Source organism: Streptomyces sp. NPDC058697, assembly GCF_042715345.1.
Classification (GTDB): Bacteria; Actinomycetota; Actinomycetes; order Streptomycetales; family Streptomycetaceae; genus Streptomyces; species Streptomyces liliifuscus.
Genome location: NZ_JBHXSU010000009.1, coordinates 116,167 through 135,953 on the forward strand (window position 1 = coordinate 116,167; position 19,787 = coordinate 135,953).

The 19,787-nt window shown below is 71.1% G+C and carries 14 protein-coding genes and 2 tRNA genes; 4 read left to right on the forward strand and 12 right to left on the reverse strand.

Going from position 1 to position 19,787, the window contains the following annotated elements; all coding sequences use genetic code 11:
• Positions 1–117: 117 nt before the first annotated feature.
• Genes ACFWXQ_RS22590 through ACFWXQ_RS22605 form a run of 4 tightly spaced genes read right to left on the reverse strand, consistent with a single transcriptional unit; the run spans position 118 to position 6,243 of the window.
• Positions 118–2,379 carry an ArnT family glycosyltransferase gene (locus tag ACFWXQ_RS22590; protein ID WP_383952115.1) on the reverse strand — a complete coding sequence of 754 codons (2,262 nt, stop codon included), beginning with the start codon at positions 2,377–2,379 and terminating at the stop codon, positions 118–120.
• Positions 2,376–3,878, reverse strand: a complete 1,503-nt coding sequence (locus ACFWXQ_RS22595; RefSeq protein ID WP_383952113.1) for a glycosyltransferase — start codon at positions 3,876–3,878, stop codon at positions 2,376–2,378. Before ACFWXQ_RS22595 ends, ACFWXQ_RS22590 begins: the two co-directional genes overlap by 4 nt.
• Before the next feature lie 14 nt (positions 3,879–3,892).
• On the reverse strand, positions 3,893–5,506 hold the full coding sequence (locus ACFWXQ_RS22600; protein WP_383952111.1) for a sensor histidine kinase: 1,614 nt from the start codon (positions 5,504–5,506) through the stop codon (positions 3,893–3,895).
• A complete protein-coding gene (locus ACFWXQ_RS22605) occupies positions 5,503–6,243 on the reverse strand; it encodes a response regulator transcription factor (protein ID WP_055616400.1) in 741 nt (246 codons plus the stop codon). Before ACFWXQ_RS22605 ends, ACFWXQ_RS22600 begins: the two co-directional genes overlap by 4 nt.
• Positions 6,244–6,479: 236 nt before the next feature.
• Between ACFWXQ_RS22605 and ACFWXQ_RS22610 the strand changes: the two genes are divergently transcribed.
• Positions 6,480–7,028, forward strand: a complete 549-nt coding sequence (locus ACFWXQ_RS22610; protein ID WP_383952109.1) for a hypothetical protein — start codon at positions 6,480–6,482, stop codon at positions 7,026–7,028.
• Positions 7,029–7,099: 71 nt separating this feature from the next.
• Here the strand turns inward: ACFWXQ_RS22610 and ACFWXQ_RS22615 are convergent, their stop codons facing one another.
• The 4 genes from ACFWXQ_RS22615 to ACFWXQ_RS22630 all read right to left on the reverse strand — a co-directional run bounded on the left by ACFWXQ_RS22615 (position 7,100) and on the right by ACFWXQ_RS22630 (position 10,126).
• Positions 7,100–7,987: an amidohydrolase family protein gene (locus ACFWXQ_RS22615; RefSeq protein WP_383952119.1), complete on the reverse strand. Its 888-nt coding sequence runs from the start codon at positions 7,985–7,987 to the stop codon at positions 7,100–7,102.
• A 76-nt stretch (positions 7,988–8,063) separates the two neighbouring features.
• Positions 8,064–8,414 (reverse strand): antibiotic biosynthesis monooxygenase family protein, encoded by a 351-nt coding sequence (locus tag ACFWXQ_RS22620; RefSeq protein WP_383952107.1) that lies wholly within the window; start codon positions 8,412–8,414, stop codon positions 8,064–8,066.
• Between the two features lie 280 nt (positions 8,415–8,694).
• The gene (locus ACFWXQ_RS22625; RefSeq protein ID WP_383952105.1) at positions 8,695–9,591 is read right to left on the reverse strand and encodes a DUF2797 domain-containing protein; all 897 of its coding nucleotides are present in this window, start codon (positions 9,589–9,591) and stop codon (positions 8,695–8,697) included.
• 85 nt (positions 9,592–9,676) lie between these two features.
• The gene (locus ACFWXQ_RS22630) at positions 9,677–10,126 is read right to left on the reverse strand and encodes an HGxxPAAW family protein (protein WP_383952103.1); all 450 of its coding nucleotides are present in this window, start codon (positions 10,124–10,126) and stop codon (positions 9,677–9,679) included.
• Between the two features lie 259 nt (positions 10,127–10,385).
• Here ACFWXQ_RS22630 and ACFWXQ_RS22635 point away from each other — a divergent pair, with 259 nt between their 5' ends.
• Positions 10,386–10,808 carry a MarR family winged helix-turn-helix transcriptional regulator gene (locus ACFWXQ_RS22635; protein WP_383952117.1) on the forward strand — a complete coding sequence of 141 codons (423 nt, stop codon included), beginning with the start codon at positions 10,386–10,388 and terminating at the stop codon, positions 10,806–10,808.
• Between the two features lie 88 nt (positions 10,809–10,896).
• On the opposite strand, the gene ACFWXQ_RS22640 is transcribed toward ACFWXQ_RS22635, so the two are convergent.
• A tRNA-Arg gene (locus tag ACFWXQ_RS22640) sits at positions 10,897–10,969 on the reverse strand.
• A 231-nt stretch (positions 10,970–11,200) separates the two neighbouring features.
• Positions 11,201–11,291, reverse strand: a tRNA-Ser gene (locus ACFWXQ_RS22645).
• Between the two features lie 351 nt (positions 11,292–11,642).
• On the opposite strand from ACFWXQ_RS22645, the gene ACFWXQ_RS22650 reads away from it, so the two are divergent.
• Positions 11,643–12,101, forward strand: coding sequence for an SSI family serine proteinase inhibitor (locus ACFWXQ_RS22650; RefSeq protein ID WP_383952101.1), 459 nt, complete (start codon positions 11,643–11,645; stop codon positions 12,099–12,101).
• Between the two features lie 299 nt (positions 12,102–12,400).
• Complete coding sequence (locus ACFWXQ_RS22655; RefSeq protein WP_383952099.1) at positions 12,401–17,119, forward strand: PAS domain-containing protein; 4,719 nt, start codon at positions 12,401–12,403, stop codon at positions 17,117–17,119.
• Between the two features lie 148 nt (positions 17,120–17,267).
• Here ACFWXQ_RS22655 and ACFWXQ_RS22660 read toward each other — a convergent pair whose 3' ends face one another.
• Complete coding sequence (locus tag ACFWXQ_RS22660) at positions 17,268–18,911, reverse strand: long-chain fatty acid--CoA ligase (protein ID WP_383956059.1); 1,644 nt, start codon at positions 18,909–18,911, stop codon at positions 17,268–17,270.
• Between the two features lie 179 nt (positions 18,912–19,090).
• Complete coding sequence (locus ACFWXQ_RS22665) at positions 19,091–19,636, reverse strand: SigE family RNA polymerase sigma factor (RefSeq protein ID WP_143643394.1); 546 nt, start codon at positions 19,634–19,636, stop codon at positions 19,091–19,093.
• Positions 19,637–19,787: the final 151 nt, after the last annotated feature.

Here is a 19,787-nt window from a genome sequence, read left to right on the forward strand (position 1 = left end):
GTGTCTTTGACGACTACCACCTCCCCTTAATATCCTTAGGCGTGGTGGGGCGCGCCGCCGCGGCCCCCCCCCCCCCCCCACCCCTCTGCTCCCGCCCCTCTACCGCCGTCCTTCGGACTAGCTCGTCGGCTGCGTCAGGTCGTAGAAGGTGGACGAACCCACCGTCACCTCCTTGAAGTTCTCCTGCACCCACTCGCTGATCTGGGTCCCGGTGCCGGAGCTGCTGCCGCCGCCACCGCCGCCCATGGAGCCGGAGGAGATGAAGTAGTGGATCTTCCCGTCCTCCACGTACTTCTTGAACTGGGCCAGCGTCGGCGACGGGTCGCTGCCGTTGAAGCCGCCGATCGCCATGACCGGGTCACCCGTGGAGAGCTGGTAGCTCGCCGCGTTCTGGGCGCCGATGGCCGCCGCGACCCAGGTGTAGTCGCCGGAGTTCTTCTCCAGGAGGGCCTTGGCCTCGGAGCTGACGGTCGCGCCGTTGAGCAGACCGCCCATACCGCCACCGCCGCCCATACCGCCGCCGTCGCCGGTGCCGCCACCGCGCTGGGTCTGACCGTTCTGGCCGGTCTGACCGTTGCCCGTCTGGCCGTTGCCGTTCTGCTGGCCCTGGCCGTTCTGGCCGCCGCCCGGCATTCCGCCGGTCGGGGGCTGGCCCATGCCGCCGCCCTGCTGGTTCTGGCCGGTGCCGCCCTGCTGGTTCTGGCCCGGCATACCGCCGCCGCCACCGGGGCCGCCGCCCATGCCGCCACCGCCGCCGGGTCCGCCCCTGCCGCCCGAGACCGCCGGACCGGCCGTCACGATCGAACCGGTGTGACCCTCGTTCAGCGTGGTGAGGGTGTACGCCGTCGGACCCGCCAGGGCCGCGACGAAGCTCAGCCCGACGACCCCGAGGGCCAGTCGGCGCCCGAGCCGCGAGACGAAGACCAGGCCGAGCGCGGCGACCAGGCCGCCCACCAGGACCAGCCACTTGAGCCACGGCAGGTAGTCGGAGGAGCGGTTCAGGAGGACGTACCCCCAGACCGCGGTGGCCGTCACCCCGGCCGCCATGGTGAGCGAGACCCACATTTTGCCGCGCTCTTCCCACAGCACGCTCGCGCCCATGCCGATCACGGCGGCGACGTACGGGGCGAGGGCCACGGTGTAGTACTCGTGGAAGATGCCCTGCATGAAGCTGAAGATCACCATGGTGATCAGCAGCGAGCCGCCCCAGGCGAGGAACGCGGCGCGGGCCGTGTCGGTCCGCCTGGCCTTCCAGGTGAGGGCGATGCCCGCGGCGAGCACGATCAGCGCGGCCGGGATCAGCCAGGAGATCTGGCCGCCGATGGAGGAGCTGAACATCCGGTCCCAGCCGGTCTCGCCCCAGGAGCCACCCCCACCCCCGCCGCCGCCTCCGACGCTGCCGGTCTCCTCGCCGTTGATACGGCCGAGTCCGTTGTATCCGAAGGTCAGTTCAAGGAAGGAGTTGTTCTGCGAGCCGCCGATGTACGGGCGGGAGGACGCGGGCCACAGTTCGACGATGGCCACCCACCAGCCGCCCGCGACGATCATCGACAGGCCCGCGAGGAGCACCTGGCCGATGCGCCTGCGCAGGTTCGTCGGCGCGAAGACCACGTAGATCAGGGCCAGCGGAGGCAGGATCAGGAAGGCCTGGAGGGTCTTCACCAGGAAGGCGAGACCGACGGCCGCACCCGCCCACACCAGCCACTTCGTCTGGGCCTTCTCCATGGCGCGCAGCACGCAGTAGACCGTGACGGCCATCAGCAGCGCGAGGGCCGCGTCCGGGTTGTTGAAGCGGAACATCAGCGCGGCGACGGGCGTGAGCGCGAAGACCGCCATGGTGACGAACCCGGCCGCCGCGCTGAACCGGCGGCGCACCGCCCCGTACAGCACTCCGGCCGTGGCGACGGCCATCAGCACCTGCGGGAACAGAATCGCGAAGGAGTTCAGGCCGAACAGCCGCACCGACAGGGCCATCGGCCACAGGGAGGCCGGGGGCTTGTCGACGGTGATGGCGTTGGCCGAGTCGAGCGAGCCGAAGAAGAAGGCCTTCCAGGACTGGCGGCCGGCCTGGACGGCCGCGGAGTAGAAGGAGTTGGCGTACCCGGAGGCCGTGAGGTTCCAGGTGTAGAGCGCGCCGATCAGCAGCAGTGTGCCGAGGAACGCGGGACGCGTCCAGCGGTGGTCCTCGGGCCGCCCGCGCCACAGACGGCGTACGAAGGGCTGCTTGGGGCTGCCGTCCTCGGGGGCGGCCGGCGGAGCAACCACGGGCTCCTGTACGGCGGTTGCCCCGGTCGGGCCCGGCGGTCCCCAGTCGGGGCTCGCGCCCCCGGAGGGGCCGACGCCCCCCTGATAGGTCGTATCGGGCTGAGTCGTCGTCATCGTGCGTCCCTCGGATCGTGATCGTTCGGACGCACCGGCTGAAGCTGCATGGTCGCGTCCCCCCAGGTCTGGTGGTCGTGCGGAGAGTGGGTCGTGCCGTACGCGGTCGTGCCATACGCGTTCGTCCCGTACGAGGTCGTCTCGTGAGGCGCGGGAGCCGATCCGTACGGGGACTGCGGCGCCGTCGCGTAGACGGGCGACGCGGGTCCGACCGGCACGGCGGGTGTGTGCGAGGCGACGACGGTCGACGGTGACTCGTCGCGCCGGTCCGGGAACACCCAGGCCCTGAAGAGCAGGAACCGCAGCACGGTGGCCGCGAGGTTGGCGGCGATCAGCACCGCCAGTTCGGTGGAGTGCGCGGGGTCGGTCGTCGCCGCGTTCAGGGCGGCGAGCGAACCGCTGGTCAGGGCGAGCCCGATGCCGAAGACGACCAGGCCCTGCGCCTGGTGCTTCACGGCGCCGCCCCGGCCGCGCACCCCGAAGGTGAGACGCCGGTTGGCCGCGGTGTTGGCGACCGCCGAGACGAGCAGGGCGAGCGCGTTGGCGACCTGCGACCCCGAGAACGTACGGAAGCCGCTGTAGAGCAGCAGATAGAACAGCGTGGACAGACCGCCCACGACACAGAACCCGACGAGCTGGCGGGCGAGACCCTTCGGTACGCCGCTGATCTCGCGGTCGCGCGGATCGTCGCCGAAGGGACGGGCGAGCCGGTCGAGCGCCAGCGAACCGGTGGCCAGGGCGCGGCCGACCCGCCACACACCCTTCAGGTCGTCGGTCGCGGTCTTCACGATGTGCACGGTCGAGTCCGGGTCGTCGACCCAGTCGACCGGCACCTCGTGGATCCGCAGCCCGGCCCGCTCGGCGAGGACCAGCATCTCGGTGTCGAAGAACCATCCGGTGTCCTCGACGAGCGGCAGCAGCACCTGCGCGACATCGCGCCGGATCGCCTTGAAACCGCACTGGGCGTCGGAGAAGCGGGCCTGCAACGAGCCCCGCAGGATCAGGTTGTACGTACGGGAGATGAACTCCCGCTTGGCGCCCCGCACCACCCGCGAGCTGCGGGCGAGCCGCGAGCCGATCGCCAGGTCCGAGTGACCGGAGATCAGCGGGGCGACCAGCGGGAGAAGCGCGTTGAGGTCGGTGGAGAGGTCGACGTCCATATAGGCGAGGACCGGGGCGTCCGAGGCGGACCAGACGGTGCGCAGTGCTCTGCCGCGCCCCTTCTGCTCCAGCCGGAACGCCCTGACCTCGGGTATCTCCGCCTCCAGCCGCGCCGCCACCAGGGGAGTGGTGTCCGTGGACGCGTTGTCCGCGATGGTGATGCGGAACGCGTACGGGAAGGTGCGGGCAAGGTGCTCATGCAGTCTGAGCACACACGGCTGGAGGTCCTTCTCCTCGTTGTAGACGGGGATCACTACGTCCAGGACAGGCGTACCGGCATTTCCGGCCGGGAGGTGCTCCCGCGCCGGCAGGTTGCCGGGAGAAGGTTCGGTTCGCATGACGATGACTCTCGTCAAGCGCCCTGTTGCACCCATGTGGTCGTGCTGTGCTGTGCCTGTGAGTACGATTGCGAATTCGATGAGGAAATGAAGGCCTCATGAGAATGCGAGGCTTCGGGCGCCAGCGCGGGCAGATGCACGGTAAAGACGGTGCGTCCCGGCACGCTGTCGACCGTCACCGCACCGCCGTGCGCGGCCGCGACGGCCTGCACGATGGCGAGCCCGAGTCCGGTGGACCCGGAGGCACGTGACCGGGACGAGTCACCTCTGGCGAACCGCTCGAAGACATGCGGGAGCAGGTCCGGCGGAATGCCCTGGCCGTCGTCCTGGACGTCCACGCACACCCAGGCCCCCTGACGGCGCACGCGTGCGGTCACCGTCGTGCCCGGAGGTGTGTGCGTTCGCGCATTCGCAAACAGATTCACCATGACCTGCTGGACGCGGGCGGCGTCCGCCAGCACGAGCGCGGGTTCGTCGGGCAGCTCCAGGCGCCAGTTGTGTTCGCGACCGGCCGCGCGGGCGTCGCTCACGGCGTCCACGACCAGCGGGGAGAGGTCGGTGTGCTCGTAGCTGAGCGGCCGTCCGGCGTCCAGGCGCGCGAGCAGCAGCAGGTCCTCGACGAGCCCGGTCATCCGCCCGGCCTCGGACTCGATCCGGCCGAGCGCGTGTCTGGTGTCGGGCCCGGTCTCTTCCCGTCCGCGTCTGGTCAGTTCGGCGTAACCGCGGATGGACGCCAGGGGTGTACGCAGCTCATGGCTCGCGTCCGCGACGAACTGCCGTACGCGCGTCTCGCTCTCCTGGCGCGCGTGCAGGGCTCCGTGGACGTGGTCCAGCATGCGGTTGAGCGCGGCACCGACCTGTCCGACCTCCGTGTGGGGGTCGGTCTCGGACTCGGGCACCCGCTCGTTGAGCGTCACCTCGCCGCTGTGGAGGGGGAGTTCGGAGACGCGGGTCGCTGTGGAGGCGACCTTGCGGAGGGGGCGGAGCGCGACCGTGACGAGCACGGACCCGGCGATTCCGGCGGCGACGAGACCGGCCACCGTGACGCTCACCTCGACGAGGATGAGGGTGTTGATGGTGCTGGTTACTGACTCGGTGGGGAGGGCGACGTAGTAACCGCCTCTGTTGCCCTCGACGTACTTGACGCGGTACTCACCGAGCCTGGGGATCTCCACGGTGTGGACTCCGGTCTTCGACACGGAGCCGACCGCGGACTTCTGCGCCGCGGTGAGCGAGTCGGTGACCATGCCCTCGAAGCCCTCGCTGTCGGAGTTCTTCTCCTTGGCGACGACCGCGTTGCTGATTCCTCCGTCGTCACTCACCTGGGCGACAACGGTGTTCTCCTCCGTGCCGCCCTTGGTGACGAAACCGAACGGCCCCCCGGGAGGCGTGTCCTTCGGATCCGACGGACTGTCCGGCCTCACCGGGCCACCCGTGGCCCGGTCGCCGACCTCGCTCAGCGAGGTGTCCAGCTGCTGGTACAGATGCTGCCCCAGCGCGATCGTCGTCACCGTACCGATCACCGCACACACCACCGCGATGAGCGCGACCGCCGAGACGACGAGCCGCGTCCGCAGCGTCCGAGGCTGTCGGCGCCGCTGCTTCCGCAGCTGTCGTCGCCCGCTCATGACACCGCGGGCTTGATCAGATACCCCGCACCACGGCGGGTGTGGATCATCGGCTCACGACCGGCGTCTATCTTGCGGCGCAGGTAGGAGATGTAAAGCTCGACGACGTTGGCCTGACCGCCGAAGTCGTACGACCACACGCGGTCGAGGATCTGCGCCTTGCTGAGCACCCGGCGCGGGTTACGCATCAGGAAGCGCAGCAGCTCGAACTCGGTCGCGGTGAGGTGGATGCCCTCGCCGGCCCGCGACACCTCGTGGCTGTCCTCGTCGAGGGTGAGGTCGCCGACGACGAGCACGGAGTCGGAGCGGCGGTCGGCGGCACCGGAACGGCGGATGAGCCCGCGCAGGCGTGCCACGACCTCTTCGAGGCTGAAGGGCTTGGTGACGTAGTCGTCGCCGCCGGCCGTCAGGCCCGCGATCCGGTCCTCGACCGCGTCCTTGGCGGTCAGGAAGAGAACGGGCACGTCGGGCAGCTCGCGCCGCAGCCGGCCGAGGACGGCGAGACCGTCCATGTCGGGCAGCATCATGTCGAGCACCACGGCGTCGGGCCGGAACTCGCGCGCGGTCTGCACCGCACCGGTCCCGTCACCCGCGCTGCGGATCTGCCAGCCTTCGTAGCGAAGGGCCATGGACAACAGCTCGGTGATCGACAGCTCGTCGTCCACCACAAGCACTCGGACGGGGCTCCCGTCCGGCCTCAGCAGTTCGGTGCGCCCCTGGGGCGAGGTCGTGGTCATAGCGCACACATTGCTGCGCTCCTCTGAGAGCACGCTTTCTGGAACCTGTGAATTGCCTGAGAAACGCACAGCCACCTCTCAGGCAACGCTCCGGGAACTCCTTGCCTCCGCGGACAGCGGTGGGGGAGCACCCGCCGGCCGCCGGTCATGGTGACCAGGGGGTGGCATGCGGGGGGGCTGTTGTGGCTGGTGGGGACGGCCCTGTGCGTCTGCCGGGACAGCCGGATCCCGTGGGCATGCGCGACAACCCGCTGGTCGGCGTCCTGCAGACCGCGGACGACCGGTCTCCCGTCCGGCTGCTCGACGTGGACCGCGAGGGAGTCCGGCCGGGCCCCGGACTCGCCGCGAAGGTCTGGAATCCGGCCGCCTCGGACGACGGCATCGTGCTGTCCTCCGCCGATCCGGAGAACCCGGACGCCGATCACAACACCGCCCTGGACGCCTACGACGCCCTGGACGGACACCGCGCCTGGCGGTTGCGGGCGCCGTCCGGCAGCCGGCTCGGCTCCGCGCGGATCGCCGACGGCCGGGTGTACGTCGTACGCCACCCGATCCACACCGACGCGGACCGGGGCCGCCGGGTCCGCCGGGTCCGCGGCGAACTCCTCGTCCTGGACGCTGACACCGGCCGCCTGCTCCACACCCTGCGGCTGCCGTCGACGACCGTGCCCGAGTCCGGCGACTCGGCCATCCTCGACGTAGGCGACGCCACCGACGGCACCGACGGCACGGTCACGGTCCGGTGGCGCGACGAGGGCCCGGACCTGCTGATCATCACAGACTGAGCCGCGTACGTCCTTCCCGCGTTTCCTTCCTTCTTCCTCCCCCTTCCCTTCCTCCGCCTTCCCTTCCTCCCTCACAGCCCGAACAGCCGCGCCCCGTTGTCATGGCAGACCGCCCGGAGCCACTCGTCCCCCAGCCCGAGCCCCTCCAGCGCGCGCAACTGATGGACGTACGGATAGGGGATGTTGGGGAAGTCGGTCCCGAGCAGGATCCGGTCACCGAGATCGGCGAGCCGGGGGAGCGCCCGCCGGGGGAACGGGGCGAACTGCTCGCTGAAGTCCGTGAACGCCATCGTCGTGTCGAGCCGCACCTCGCCGAACCGCTCGGCGAGGCCGAGAAAGTCCTCGTACTCCGGCATCCCCATGTGCGCGAACACCAGCCGCAGCCGCGGGTGCCGCGCGAGCACCCGTCCGATCGGATCGGGCCCGGTGTGCTTGCCGGGCGAGGGCCCCGAACCGCAGTGGATCACGACGGGCATCCCGGCCTCGGCGAGCAACCCCCAGGCGGGATCCAGGAGTTCGTCGGCGGGGTCGTACGCCCCCACCTGGACGTGCGCCTTGAAGACCCGCGCGCCCTCGTCCACCGCCCTCTGGACGTACGCCGCCACGCCCGGCTCCGGGAAGAGGGTCGCCGTGTGCAGACAGTCGGGGGTCCGGCCGGCGAACTCGACAGCCCACTGGTTCAGCCACTCGGCCATGCCCGGCTTGTGCGGGTAGAGCATGGCGGTGAACGCCTGCACCCCGAACTCCCGGAGCAGCCCGACCCGTTCGCGCTCCTCGGCCCGGTAGGTGATGGGCCACTCGACACCACCGGTCAGCGGCCCGAGCGCGTCGAAGTACTCCCAGACCTTCTTCAGGACCCGCTCGGGCATGAAGTGGGTATGGACGTCGACGAGCCCGGGAAGCCCGAGCCCTTCCCAGAACCGCCGCACCTCACGGGCCTCGTCCGGCCCGTCCGCCATGGCCGTCCCCTGCACCAGGTCCCTCCCGTCGCCGCCCCGGTCCGTCCCGTCCACCCCACCCAGCCCACCCACCCCGTCAGCCGTGCTCACGCTCGAACCCATGGCTTCGCTCGACCTTGGCGACATGCAGGCTGTAGCGCTCGTACCACTCGGCACGCCCGCGCTTCTGGGCCGCCCGGTGCTCGGCATTGGTCCGCCACTCCTCGACGGCGTCCGCGTCGCGGAAGTAGCCGACGGTGATGGACAGCCCACCGGGGGAGCCCGCGTAGTCCATCCCGAGGTATCCCGGGATCTTCTCCACCAGCTCCTCCATCCGCTCGTTGGTCTCGCCGTACCCCCCGGCCACTCCGTCCCGCGCGCCCTCCTCCGTCTTCACCGAGGTGAACACGACGGCGTAGTACGGCGGTTCGTACGCGGCGACGGGCACGGCGGCGGCAGGAGAGGGCGCAGGGGCAGGAGCAGAGGCAGGAGCGGAGGCAGGGTCAGGGGTGACAGGAACAGGCGTGGCGGGGGCATCGGTAACAGAGGCGCCGTCGGCGACTGAGGCACCGTCAGCGACTGAGGCACCGTCGACGACAGGCGCAATGGAGTGATCGCTCATGTCACTCACTCTCGGCCCCGCCGTCGCGCCCCGTCCAGGGCCTTTGCCGAAGGGGATCCCCGAGGGATCGATCTCTTGACCATTCCTCCCCGCCTCCACCCCTCCCTCAGAAGAGCCCGCCCTGAACACCACCGAACTCCCTTACAGGCACGGTGACTTCACCTCGCGGATCCCGCGCATCCCGCGCGCCACGCTCAGCCCCGCCGGTCCCGGTCAGTTCCCAGCCGGTCATGAGCCGCGTGTCGAGCACGACGACCCCACGCCCGGTCCGCAGATGCAGATCGGGCCCGGCGGCGGCGACGAGTTCCCCGCTCACGACACCGCCCGCCACGAGCTCACCGACGACACCGGCGGCGGGCGGCAAGCCTCCGAGCCCGAAGACCTCCGCATGATCGACGGCCACGAACGGCATCCGCTCCAACGCCTCGGGCCACCCGCCCAGCCCCACGGCTTGGGCATGCAGCTCCCGGACCTCCGCCGCCCTCACCCCCGCGTCCGGCAACTCGCTCCGCACGGCCCGCTTGGCGTCGTACGGAATCCGGTCCGGCACCCCCAGCGCCGTACGCAGCAACTCCTCACTCCGCCTGGCGGCCATCAGCGGTCCCCGCCCGAGCCAGGTGAAGACGACGGCGCCCTGCTCCAGCAGCCGGGCGGACCCGCGCTCGACGGCGGTGATCCCGACCTTGACCAACCCGGGGCCGAACCACGCCAGATAGACGGAGTAGGGCCGTGGATCGTCGGCGATGGTGTCCGCGGCCACCGAGTGGGCGCGGTCCAGCCGCCCGCACTCCTCGCACCGGGCCCCGACACTCCGCCCGGACACCCCGGCCCGCGAGGGACAACTGTTCCCCCGCGCGCCCACACACGTCCGCCCGCCCTCACCAGCAACGGCGAACGCAACCTGCTTCCCCCACGGCAACGCACTTCGACGCCCCCCGTCCCACGTCAGCACGGGCCCTTCTCCGCCCCACCGAAGCCCCGTGCATCTCCACACCTGTGCCATCACTCACGAGCGTAGAGGGCACCACTGACAACGCGACGCGACATCCGTGGGGCAACACGACGGCCCCGGGGCAACGCGACGTCCGTCAAACCACGGACTCAGAGGAAGCAGCCCCAGAGGGATCCAATCCCGAGGGAGCCGGTCCCGAGGCGGCACCCGGCCGCTGTGTCCCTCGCACCCCCTGCACCACCCCCGTCACCCCTTGGGCGGAAGCAGCCACGCCGGTGCTCACCGAACGCCCCCGCCCGGCCAGCCGGCACCCCACACACGCGGGATGCCCGGCCCTCGCGACCCGGTCCCGCACCCGCACACCCCGCTCCGCCACCGGCCGGATCCCGGGCGGTTTGCCCCACCCCGCCAGATGAAGCCCCCAGGTCACCAGCACACCGAGCCCCACGACGCCGAGACCCAGCCAGATCCCGGCCGCGGACCCCAGACACATCCCGACCCCGGCCACAGACGTGCCCACGACGGCTACAGCGCAACCGGCCCACCCGGCGACGGTGTGCCCCTCATCATGGTGATGCCCGCTCATGCACGTACCTCCTGACCGACTGGCTTACCGACGGACGGCCGACGGACCCACTGGCCGACGGGCGACCAGCATCGCCCGATCCTCTTAGCAAGTAAGAAATTTACCTTACGAACTAAGAGATCTTCCAGAGGCCAGGCAGGGAGAGAATGAGGAGCGAGAGAAGAAGAAGGAGAAGCGGGTGAGTGAGAAGAGGGCGAGCGAGAGTGGCTCGGGCCCAGGTCGGCGCCCGTCGGCCACCCCGGCGGAGACCCTCTCGGCGATGGACCACGTCATCGCCACGAGCATGGTGGCCCAGCACGAGATGGCCCAGCGCCTGGGCATGAACGCCTCGGACCTGACCTGCTTCGGCTTCATCCTGGAAGCGGGCGAGCATCTGCTCACGGCAGGCGACCTGGCCGCGCGCGCCCACGTCACCACCGGCGCGGTCACGGGCATCGTCAACCGCCTGGAACGCGCGGGCTACGTGACCCGCCGGCCCGACCCGTCCGACCGCCGCCGCGTACGCATCGCCGCGGTCCCGACCGCGGTCGACCGCGTCACCGCCCTCTACGGCCCGTATTACGCCCGCCTGAACGAACAGTTCGACGACTACTCCCCCGCCGAAATCGCCGTCCTGAACGACTGGTTCACCCGAACCGGCAAGCTGATGAGCGACTATCTCGAACAGATCCGCGGAACCTGACCACCACGCTTCTCCGCCACACACCCCAACAGCCGCCCACCCCAACGCAAGAGACCCCGGACTCGACGTCCGGGGCCTCTTACCTATGTGCACTCGGCAGGATTCGAACCTGCAACCTTCTGATCCGTAGTCAGATGCTCTATCCGTTAAGCTACGAGTGCTTGTGTGTTCTGTTGTGTTCGCTCTTCCTTCCGGGCTTTTCTTCCCGGTCGGCGTTGCGGGAACAACATTACATGACTGGCGGCGTGAGGCGAAATCCGTTTGTCGGACCTGGTCTGACCTGCGTAAACGACCCCGAAGCGGCCCCCGGCGAGGCCCACGGGACGCCCCTGAACGATCAAGGAACGACCGAAGCCCCGGTCAGTGATGACCGGGGCTTTCGGGATCTTCGGCGGAGGCGGAGGGATTTGAACCCTCGATGGGATTGAAGTCCCAAACCGCATTAGCAGTGCGGCGCCATAGACCGGACTAGGCGACGCCTCCAGCACAACCGTCCGCGCGAGCGCGAATGGTGCGTGCAGATGATGACACAGCCGAGCGGGCTGTCACCAATCGCCCCCCACGGTACTAGGCGGAAAGGCCGGAGGGCAAAGCCCATCCCGTGGCGCAACGTCACGGCACGGACGGCGTTAGAGGAGTGGGGCGCACGCCCTCCCCGGACGACGAGACATAACCAGACAGACCTAGATAGAACCAGGCAGACCCAGACAGGCCAAACAGAGCACGACAGGCGAGACGGACGGGACAGACGAGGCGCCGGAGCCGACTACGGGCGTCGTCCCTCAGGTTCCGCCGACAGGTCCCCGCCTATCCGCCTCACCCAATGGAGCCCTCATGCTGCGCCGCCTCGCCCTCACCGCCGCCACCTCCGCCGCGGCGTCCCTCGCCGCGCTGTCCGCGGCGCCGCCTGCCGCGTACGCCGCGCCGCTTCCCGTCATGCCGCCGCCGGTGAGCGGCGCGGACGACGCCGACCGGCTCACCGTGACCGTGAGCAAGGCGGGCGGCGGCAAGGACGGGACGTTCGAACTGGACTGTCATCCGGTGGGCGGCAGCCACCCCGACGCCCGGGCCGCCTGCGATCAGTTGGACCGGAGGACCACCTGGGGCAAGAACCCGTTCGCGCCGGCCGCGCCGGGCGGGATGTGCACGATGCAGTACGGCGGTCCGGCCACCGCGCACGTCACGGGGACCTGGGCCGGGCGGCCCGTCGACGCGACGTACGCGCGCTCCGACGGGTGCGAGATCGCGCGCTGGGACGCCCTCGTGCCGGTACTTCCGGGGTTCGGATCGTAGGACTGCCCGTCTTTGTCCGAGGAATGCCCGGCTTTGAGGGCTTCGGTGCGTGGGGAACGAAAGGCCGAGCAGACAGGAATCGCACAGCGGGCTCATGAGCCGAGGGGGCGAAACTCACGGTCACAGGTTCTCCGTGTCTTCTGCGTCCGTTCTGCGTCCCCTCTACGTGCGACCTCCCTCTCATCCGGCGCCGCGAGCGCAACCACTGCCCGTAGACTCCCTCGCGTGACACGTCGCGGACCGGTTGGCAAGATGGCACCCGCGGTCGGCAAGGTGCGGTAACAGGGAGGAAGCGTCTCGTGAGCAGCAGGCCATCCCGAGGCGCTGCTCGCCTCGCAGCCATACTCGACGCGCTTCCCGATGCGTTGGTGCTGGTCAACGCCAATGGAACGGTCGTCAACGCCAACACCATCGCCCTGGAGGCCTTCGAGGCCCCGGGCACGGCGCTGGTCGGTCGCGGACTGCTGGATCTGCTGCCGCAGTTCGACTCCCGGCTCATCCCCGGCACCATGCGGCGGCCCGACACCGTCGACGAGAGCGGCCGCACCAGGCCCACCCGGATGATCGCCCGCCGCACCGACGGCAGCGAGTTCCCGGTCGAGGTCACCAGCGCGAACCTGGAGAACGGTCAGCAGGCGTACGACGGTTACGGCTACACCAGCGATGAGCTGCTGATGCTCGTCGTACGCGATCTCTCCGGCACCGTCGACACCGAGGCGGAGCTCGCCCGTTCGCAGCGGCAGACGGAGATGATCCTGCGGGCCGCCGCCGAGGGTGTCGTGGGAACGGACACCGAGGGACGCGTCGTTCTCGTCAATCCGGCCGCCGCTCAGATACTGGGTTTCCGGGCCAGCGACCTGGGCGGGCAGGAACTGCACCCGCTGATGCTGCACTCGCGCGCCGACGGGGAGCCCTTCCCGTACGAGGAGTCGCCGCTCGCCGACACCCTGCGTTCCGGGCGCAAGCACCGGGTGCGCGGGCAGGTCCTGTGGTCCAAGAGCGGTGACAAGGTGCCCGTCGACCTGACCACCGCGCCCGTACGGGACGGTGACCAGCTCGTCGGGGCCGTGATGACCTTCACGGACCGCCGGCCGTACGACTCGCTCGCCGAGGAGAAGGACGCCGAGGCCCAGCGGCATCAGGAAGAACTCGAACGGGCCGCCGAGGAGCACGCGAAGGAACTGGCGGCGCTCCGGGAGGAGCACGGCACTCAGCTCGCCGAGCTGAGTGAGCGGCACGGGGAGGAGCTGGCCGCGGGCGACGACCGGTACGCGGCACTCGCCGAGCGCGAGAAGGACCGGTACGAGGCGCTGGCCGCGCGGCACGAGCAGCTGCTCGCCGTGCTCGGGCGTTCCCTGCGCGGACCGCTGGACCAGCTGCGGACCGAGCTGTCGGTCCTCGCCGCGGACGACGCCGGGCAGTTGTGGCCCGAGGCCAACCAGGTGCTGCACCACCTCTCGGCCGGCTATTCGCGCATCACCACGCTCGTCGACAACGTGCTCGCCTACCAGCGCCTCGACTCCGGTACCGAAGAGGTCACCCGTACGAAAGTGATGCTGGACGCCGTCGTCGCGGCCGGTGTCGACGGTGCGGTCGAGCTGATCGGGCCCGGACGGGTGCAGTTCGCCGTGCACGCGCCGCCCATCGAGGCCGAGGTCGACCCGCAGCGGCTCGCGACCGCGCTCGCGCATCTCGTCGCGGACGTCGCGGGCGTCGACTCCACGGGCAACGCGCCGGTCTCGGCCGGCGGCTACATGGACAACACGGTCGTCGTGGCGGCCGCGCAGCGCGGCGAGGTCGTACGGATCGAGGTGCGCGGGCCGTACACCGGGGGAGACCCGGTGCACGAGCCGATCGTGCGGGGCATCGTGCGCGCGCACGGCGGGGTGCTGCAGACGCACGAGGTTCCCGGGATGAGCGGCAGCGCGTTCGTGCTGGAGGTGCCGATCGGGGGCGGGGCCGGGTCGGTTCCGGCTCCCGGTGCGGACGCCGGTACGGCCGTGGCCGTGAGTACGGGTACGGGTACGGACGCTGGTGTGGATCCGGGCTCCGCTCCGGGCGGTGGCGGCGTCGGTTCCGCGGTCGCGCTGCCCGAGCAGGCCTCGCCGCAGGGCGGGGGGCGACGGCGGGCCCGGCGGGCTTCCGTCGACGCCTTCCTGGAGAGCGAGGTCGGGCCCCCGACGGAGACGGCCGTGCCCACCGGGCGGCGCAGGCGCGCTGCCGGGGACAGTGGCGGGGGCGGGGCTCAGCTCGCGCTTCCCGCTCAGGTCTCGGCCGACGAGGGCGGCACCGAGGGTTCCGGCGGGACCGGGCGGCGGCGAGGGCGGCCCAGTCCGGCCGAGGGTGACGGCGTCTCCGAGGGCGCGGTCGTGACCGCCGCCGAGCATGCGGCCGGTGCCGCTGCCACGGGGCTGGGGCAGACCGTGCCTCCGCAGGGCGTGCCCGTGCCCGCCGGTGGACGGCGAGCGCGACGGGACGGCGAACGGCAGGCGCTGCCGGCGGCATTGCCCGCGGCGCCTTCGCCCGCCCCGGACTCGGGTGCGGTCGCGGACGCCAGTGGTGGCGCGCCTCAGCCGACGGGGCGGCGTCGGCGTGCGCTGGCCGCCGCGGCCGAGCGTGCGGCGGCGCAGGAGGCGGGGCCGCGCGCGGTGTTCGCGCTCCCGCCGGCCGAGGCGGACCGCTCTCCCGAGTACGCCGCCCAGCAGGCCGAGGCCCACGGCCAGCACGGCCAGGCAGCCCTCGCCCAAGCACCCGTCGGTCAGCCGGCTCTCAGTCAGGCTGCGCTCGGACACGCTCCCGCCCAGGCCGACGACGGGCGCCACGACGTGGCGTCGCACAACGCGGCCGACGATCACACCCCGCCCCAGCCTCATCCGTTGCAGGCGCCCAGCGGGCGTCGACGGGCTCGGCAGGCGGCGGGCGAGCTCGAAGCGGTCACCGCCACTGGGGCGCCGGGAGTTCCCGGGCAGATGGCCCCGGCACAGGGTGCTCCCCAGGCCCAGCCCCAGGCCCCGGGTGTGCAGGGTGCGCCCGCCGCGCCGGGGCAGGCCGTGGCGGTCCCGGGTCAGGGGGTTCCTGGGCAGCCAGTTCCTGTACAGGGGACTCCTGGACAAGCAGCTCCTGGGCAGGGGATGCCCGCGCAACTGGGCCCCGTACAGGGCGTTCCCGGGCAGGCACTGCCGTTGCCCGGACAGCTGCCTCAGGCGCAGGGCGTACCCGGTGAGGGCATGGCGCCGCAGGCTGCTTCCGGGCAGCCCCTGCCCGTCGCCGTGCCCGCCCAGGGAATCCAGGGAAGCCCCGGTCAGGGCGCCCCCGCCCAGGCCGTTCCCGGCGGTCCCGTTCCCGGGCAGGCCGTTCCTCCGCAGGGCATGCCTCAACCGGGTGCCCCGGGGCAGGCGCTCCCCCTCCCGCCGCAGGCCGTCCCGGGCCAGGCCGCTCCGGCCGGTGCGGCGGGCCCCGCGGGAGCCATCGGCCCCGGTGGAGTCCCGGCCGCCGCTGCGTCAGCCCAGAGCGCCCAGGCCCCCGCACAGAACGCCCAGCAGCAGCCGTCTCAGACCCCCGCGGACGGGGGTGGGGCTGCGGCCGCGGCACAGCAGCCTTGGCCCGGTGCGGCCGACACCTCCGGCGCCGGGGTCCCCGTACAGCAGGAGGCCGGTGCGGCGGGTCAGCCCTGGCCGGGTACGGCCGACGGACCGGCGGACCCGGAGCCCGCGCCTGCCCCGGAGCAGCCCCGTGCCGCCCAGCCGCTCCCCGCCGAGGCCGCGGCGCCTCCTGTCGACCCCAACTCGACTCAGGGCCGCGCCTTCAGCGTCCGTACGCTCGGGCAGGGCGTCCCGTTCGGGCGCCGTATGACGGACGCGCAGCAGCCCCGGCCGAGCCGGCCCTCGTCCCAGACGCCCCAGCCGATTCCTCAGGCCCAGTCGCAGGCACAGTCGCAGGCACAATCGCAGGCTCAAGCTCAGGTCCAAGCCCAGCCGCAGGCCCAAGCCGCTCCGCAGCCCCAGGCGCCCACGCCTCCCCCGCACGCGACCAACGGCTCCGGGCGGCGTCGTAAGCTCGGCACCCGCCCCGATCCCGTCGCCGACGCCGCCGAGCAGACGGACCCGGCGGCCCGCCCGCACCCGCAGGGTGGGGGATCACAGTCACGGCTGGCCAACACGACCGAGGGCACCGGCCGTTCGTACGCCATAGGAGCTCCCGACCAGAACGCCGACGAGGGTCCAGAGCCGCTCGACGGCCCCGGCGGTGCGGTCGAGGTCGCGAACCAGCCGCATCCGCAGCCGATGGACGACGAGCTGCCCCCGGAGCCGCTCGACAACCCGCGCCGGCTGCTGGTCTGGCCCGCGCCGGACATCACCACCCAGCAGGCGCTGAGCGACCGTGGCTACCGGCCCGTCATCGTGCACTCGCGCGAGGAGGTCGACGCGCAGATCGCCGCCTTCCCAGCCGCGCTCTTCGTGGACCCGCTCACCGGTCCGATCACGCGCACGGCGCTCCAGTCGCTGCGCCAGGCCGCCGTCGCCGCCGAGGTCCCGGTCCTGGTGACGGCGGGCCTCGGCCAGGCGACGCGTGAGGCGGCGTACGGCGCGGACCCGGCCGTACTCCTCAAGGCCCTCGCCCCGCGTGACAGCGAGCAGCACCCGCCGCGCGTCCTGCTCATCGAGGAGCACGCGGAGATCGCGCTGGCGCTGACCTCGACGCTGGAGCGGCGCGGAATGCAGGTCGCACGCGCCTCGTCGGACGAGGACGCCGTCACGCTGGCCACGCAGATGCGGCCGAACCTGGTCGTGATGGACCTGATGCAGGTACGTCGCCGACGTGCCGGAATCGTCGACTGGCTGCGTGCGAACGGCCAGCTCAACCGCACCCCGCTCGTCGTCTACACGGCCGCCGTCGACCCGACCGAACTGCCGCGCCTCGCGGCGGGGGAGACGGTGCTGTTCCTCGCGGAGCGGTCGACGAGTACCGAGGTGCAGGGCCGGATCGTGGACCTGCTGGCGCGCATCGGCACAAACTGAGCGTCCGCCCTGCCCGCAGCGGTGGTTCCGTGAGAAGTGCACGTGCTCATACGTGAGTTGGGGCGTTGTTTCACGTGAAACAACGCCCCAACTCACGTACCGACCTAAATGCGAACAGAAGGCTATCGCTCGCCGCCCTTGATGACCGTCAGATCTGGGTCACGTCCAACTCGCCCGCCGCGTACTGCCTGCGCAGCACCTTCTTGTCGAACTTGCCCACGCTCGTCTTCGGTACCGACTCGATGATCGTCCAGCGCTCGGGAAGCTGCCACTTGGCGATCTTGCCCTCGCCCGCGAGGAACGACCGCAGGGACTCGAAGTCGGCGCCGGCGCCTTCCTTCAACACGACGGTGGCGAGCGGACGTTCACCCCACTTGTCGTCCGGGACGGCGACGACAGCGGCCTCGGTGACGTCCGGGTGGGCCATGAGCGCGTTCTCCAGGTCCACCGAGGAGATCCACTCTCCGCCGGACTTGATGACGTCCTTGGCGCGGTCGGTGAGGGTCAGGAATCCATCGGTGCTGATCGTGCCGACGTCGCCGGTCTTGAGCCAGCCGTCCTCGCTGAACTTGTCGGCGGGGCGCAGGACTTCGGCGCCCTGGCCGCCGTAGTACGCGCCCGCGATCCAGGGGCCGCGCACCTCCAGCTCGCCCGCCGACTCGCCGTCCCACGGCAGCCGCTCGCCGCCGGGGCCGGTCAGCCGGGCTTCGACGCTCGCCGGGAAACGGCCCTGCGTGAGGCGGTACGCGAACTCCTCGTCCGTGCCCACCACTTGGGCCGGAGGGCGCGCGATCGTGCCGAGCGGGGAGGTCTCCGTCATGCCCCAGGCGTGGCAGACGCGCATGCCGAGCTCATCGAAGGCCTTCATCAGGGCCGGGGGACAGGCGGAGCCGCCGATGGTGACCTGGGTCAGCGAACTCACGTCACGGGGCTTGGCCCTGAGCTCCGCGAGCAGGCCCTGCCAGATGGTCGGGACGGCGGCCGCATGCGTCGGGCGCTGGCTCTCGATCATCTCGGCGAGCGGGGCGGGCTGGAGGAAACGGTCCGGCATCAGCACGTTCACGCCGGTCATGAACATCGCGTGCGGCAGCCCCCAGGCGTTCACATGGAACTGCGGAACGACGACGAGGGAGGTGTCCGCGTCGGTCAGGCCCATGGACTGCGCCATGTTGACCTGCATCGAGTGCAGGTAGATCGACCGGTGGGAGTAGATGACACCCTTCGGGTCGCCGGTCGTGCCGGAGGTGTAGCACATGGCCGCGGCCTGGCGCTCGTCCAGCTCGGGCCAGTCGTAGCTCTCCGGCTTGCCGGCGATCAGGTCCTCGTACTCGTGCACCTGGACCGTCGCCCCGTCCAGCAGCGAACGGTCGCCGGGGCCGGAGACCACCACGTGCTCGATGGTCTTGAGGTGGGGCAGCAGCGGCGCGAGCAGCGGAAGCAGCGAACCGTTGGCGACGACCACGCGGTCGGCGGCGTGGTTGACGATCCAGACGAGCTGCTCGGGCGGCAGCCGAAGGTTGAGCGTGTGGAGGATCGCGCCCATGGCGGGGATCGCGTAGTACGCCTCGACGTGCTCGGCGTTGTTCCACATCAGCGTCGCGACCCGGTCGTCGTCCCGGACTCCGAGGTCGTCACGCAGCGCGTGCGCCAGCCGTGCCGCCCGCCCTCCGATCTCAGCGAACGAGCGCCTCTGCGGCTCGCCCTCACCGGTCCAGGTGATCACCTGAGATGAACCGTGGATCGTCGACCCGTGGGTCAGGATCCTCGAGATCAGCAGCGGTACGTCCTGCATCGTGCTCAGCACGGCGTCCTCCCGGGGGCGACATTGCCTACGCGGTAGTAAGGGTTGGGCTGATTCTGCTCACATACCGCGCGGTATGTCACTACTCCGGGATGATCGATCACGTCACGGCGGGATTCCTTGCCCCGACGTGAGCAGTGTGCTTGCCCCGCACTGCTCGGCTGCACCGATCAGCGCACGGGACCCAGCTCAGGGTCCTCGCGAAGCTTGCCCAGCGCACGCGACACGGCCGACTTGACCGTACCGATCGACACTCCCAGTACGTCCGCCGTCTGCGCCTCGCTCAGGTCCTCGTAGTACCTCAGGACGACCATCGCCCTCTGCCGCGCAGGCAGCTTCATGATCGCGCGCCACATCGCGTCGTGCAGCGCCTGCTGTTCCGCCGGGTCCCCGGCCGGCGGAGCCTCCGGCTCCGGCAGCTCGTCGCACGCGAACTCGTCGACCTTCCGCTTCCGCCACTGCGACGTCCGCGTGTTCAGCAACGCGCGCCGTACATAGCCGTCGAGGGCCCGGTGGTCCTCGATCCGCTCCCACGCGACATACGTCTTCGTGAGTGCGGTCTGCAGCAGGTCCTCCGCGTCGCTCGGGTTCGCGGTCAGCGAGCGAGCGGTGCGCAGCAGCACTGGTTGGCGGGCCTTGACGTACGAGGAGAACGACGGGTACGCAAGGGTCCGCGTCGCCGCATTCGAAGCGCTGGTGCAGACGGTTGTGGTCATGGCTCCACGCTAGGAGCGCCCCCTACTCCAGCGGATCGGCCGCAGGTCCCGAAGCCGTGTCCGCCTCAGGTTGTAGGAGGGGGGCTGGCCCCACCTACTGAAGGTGGACGCCGGGCCCCGGCCCCCTGAGGGTTCACCCCTGAGAGACGGC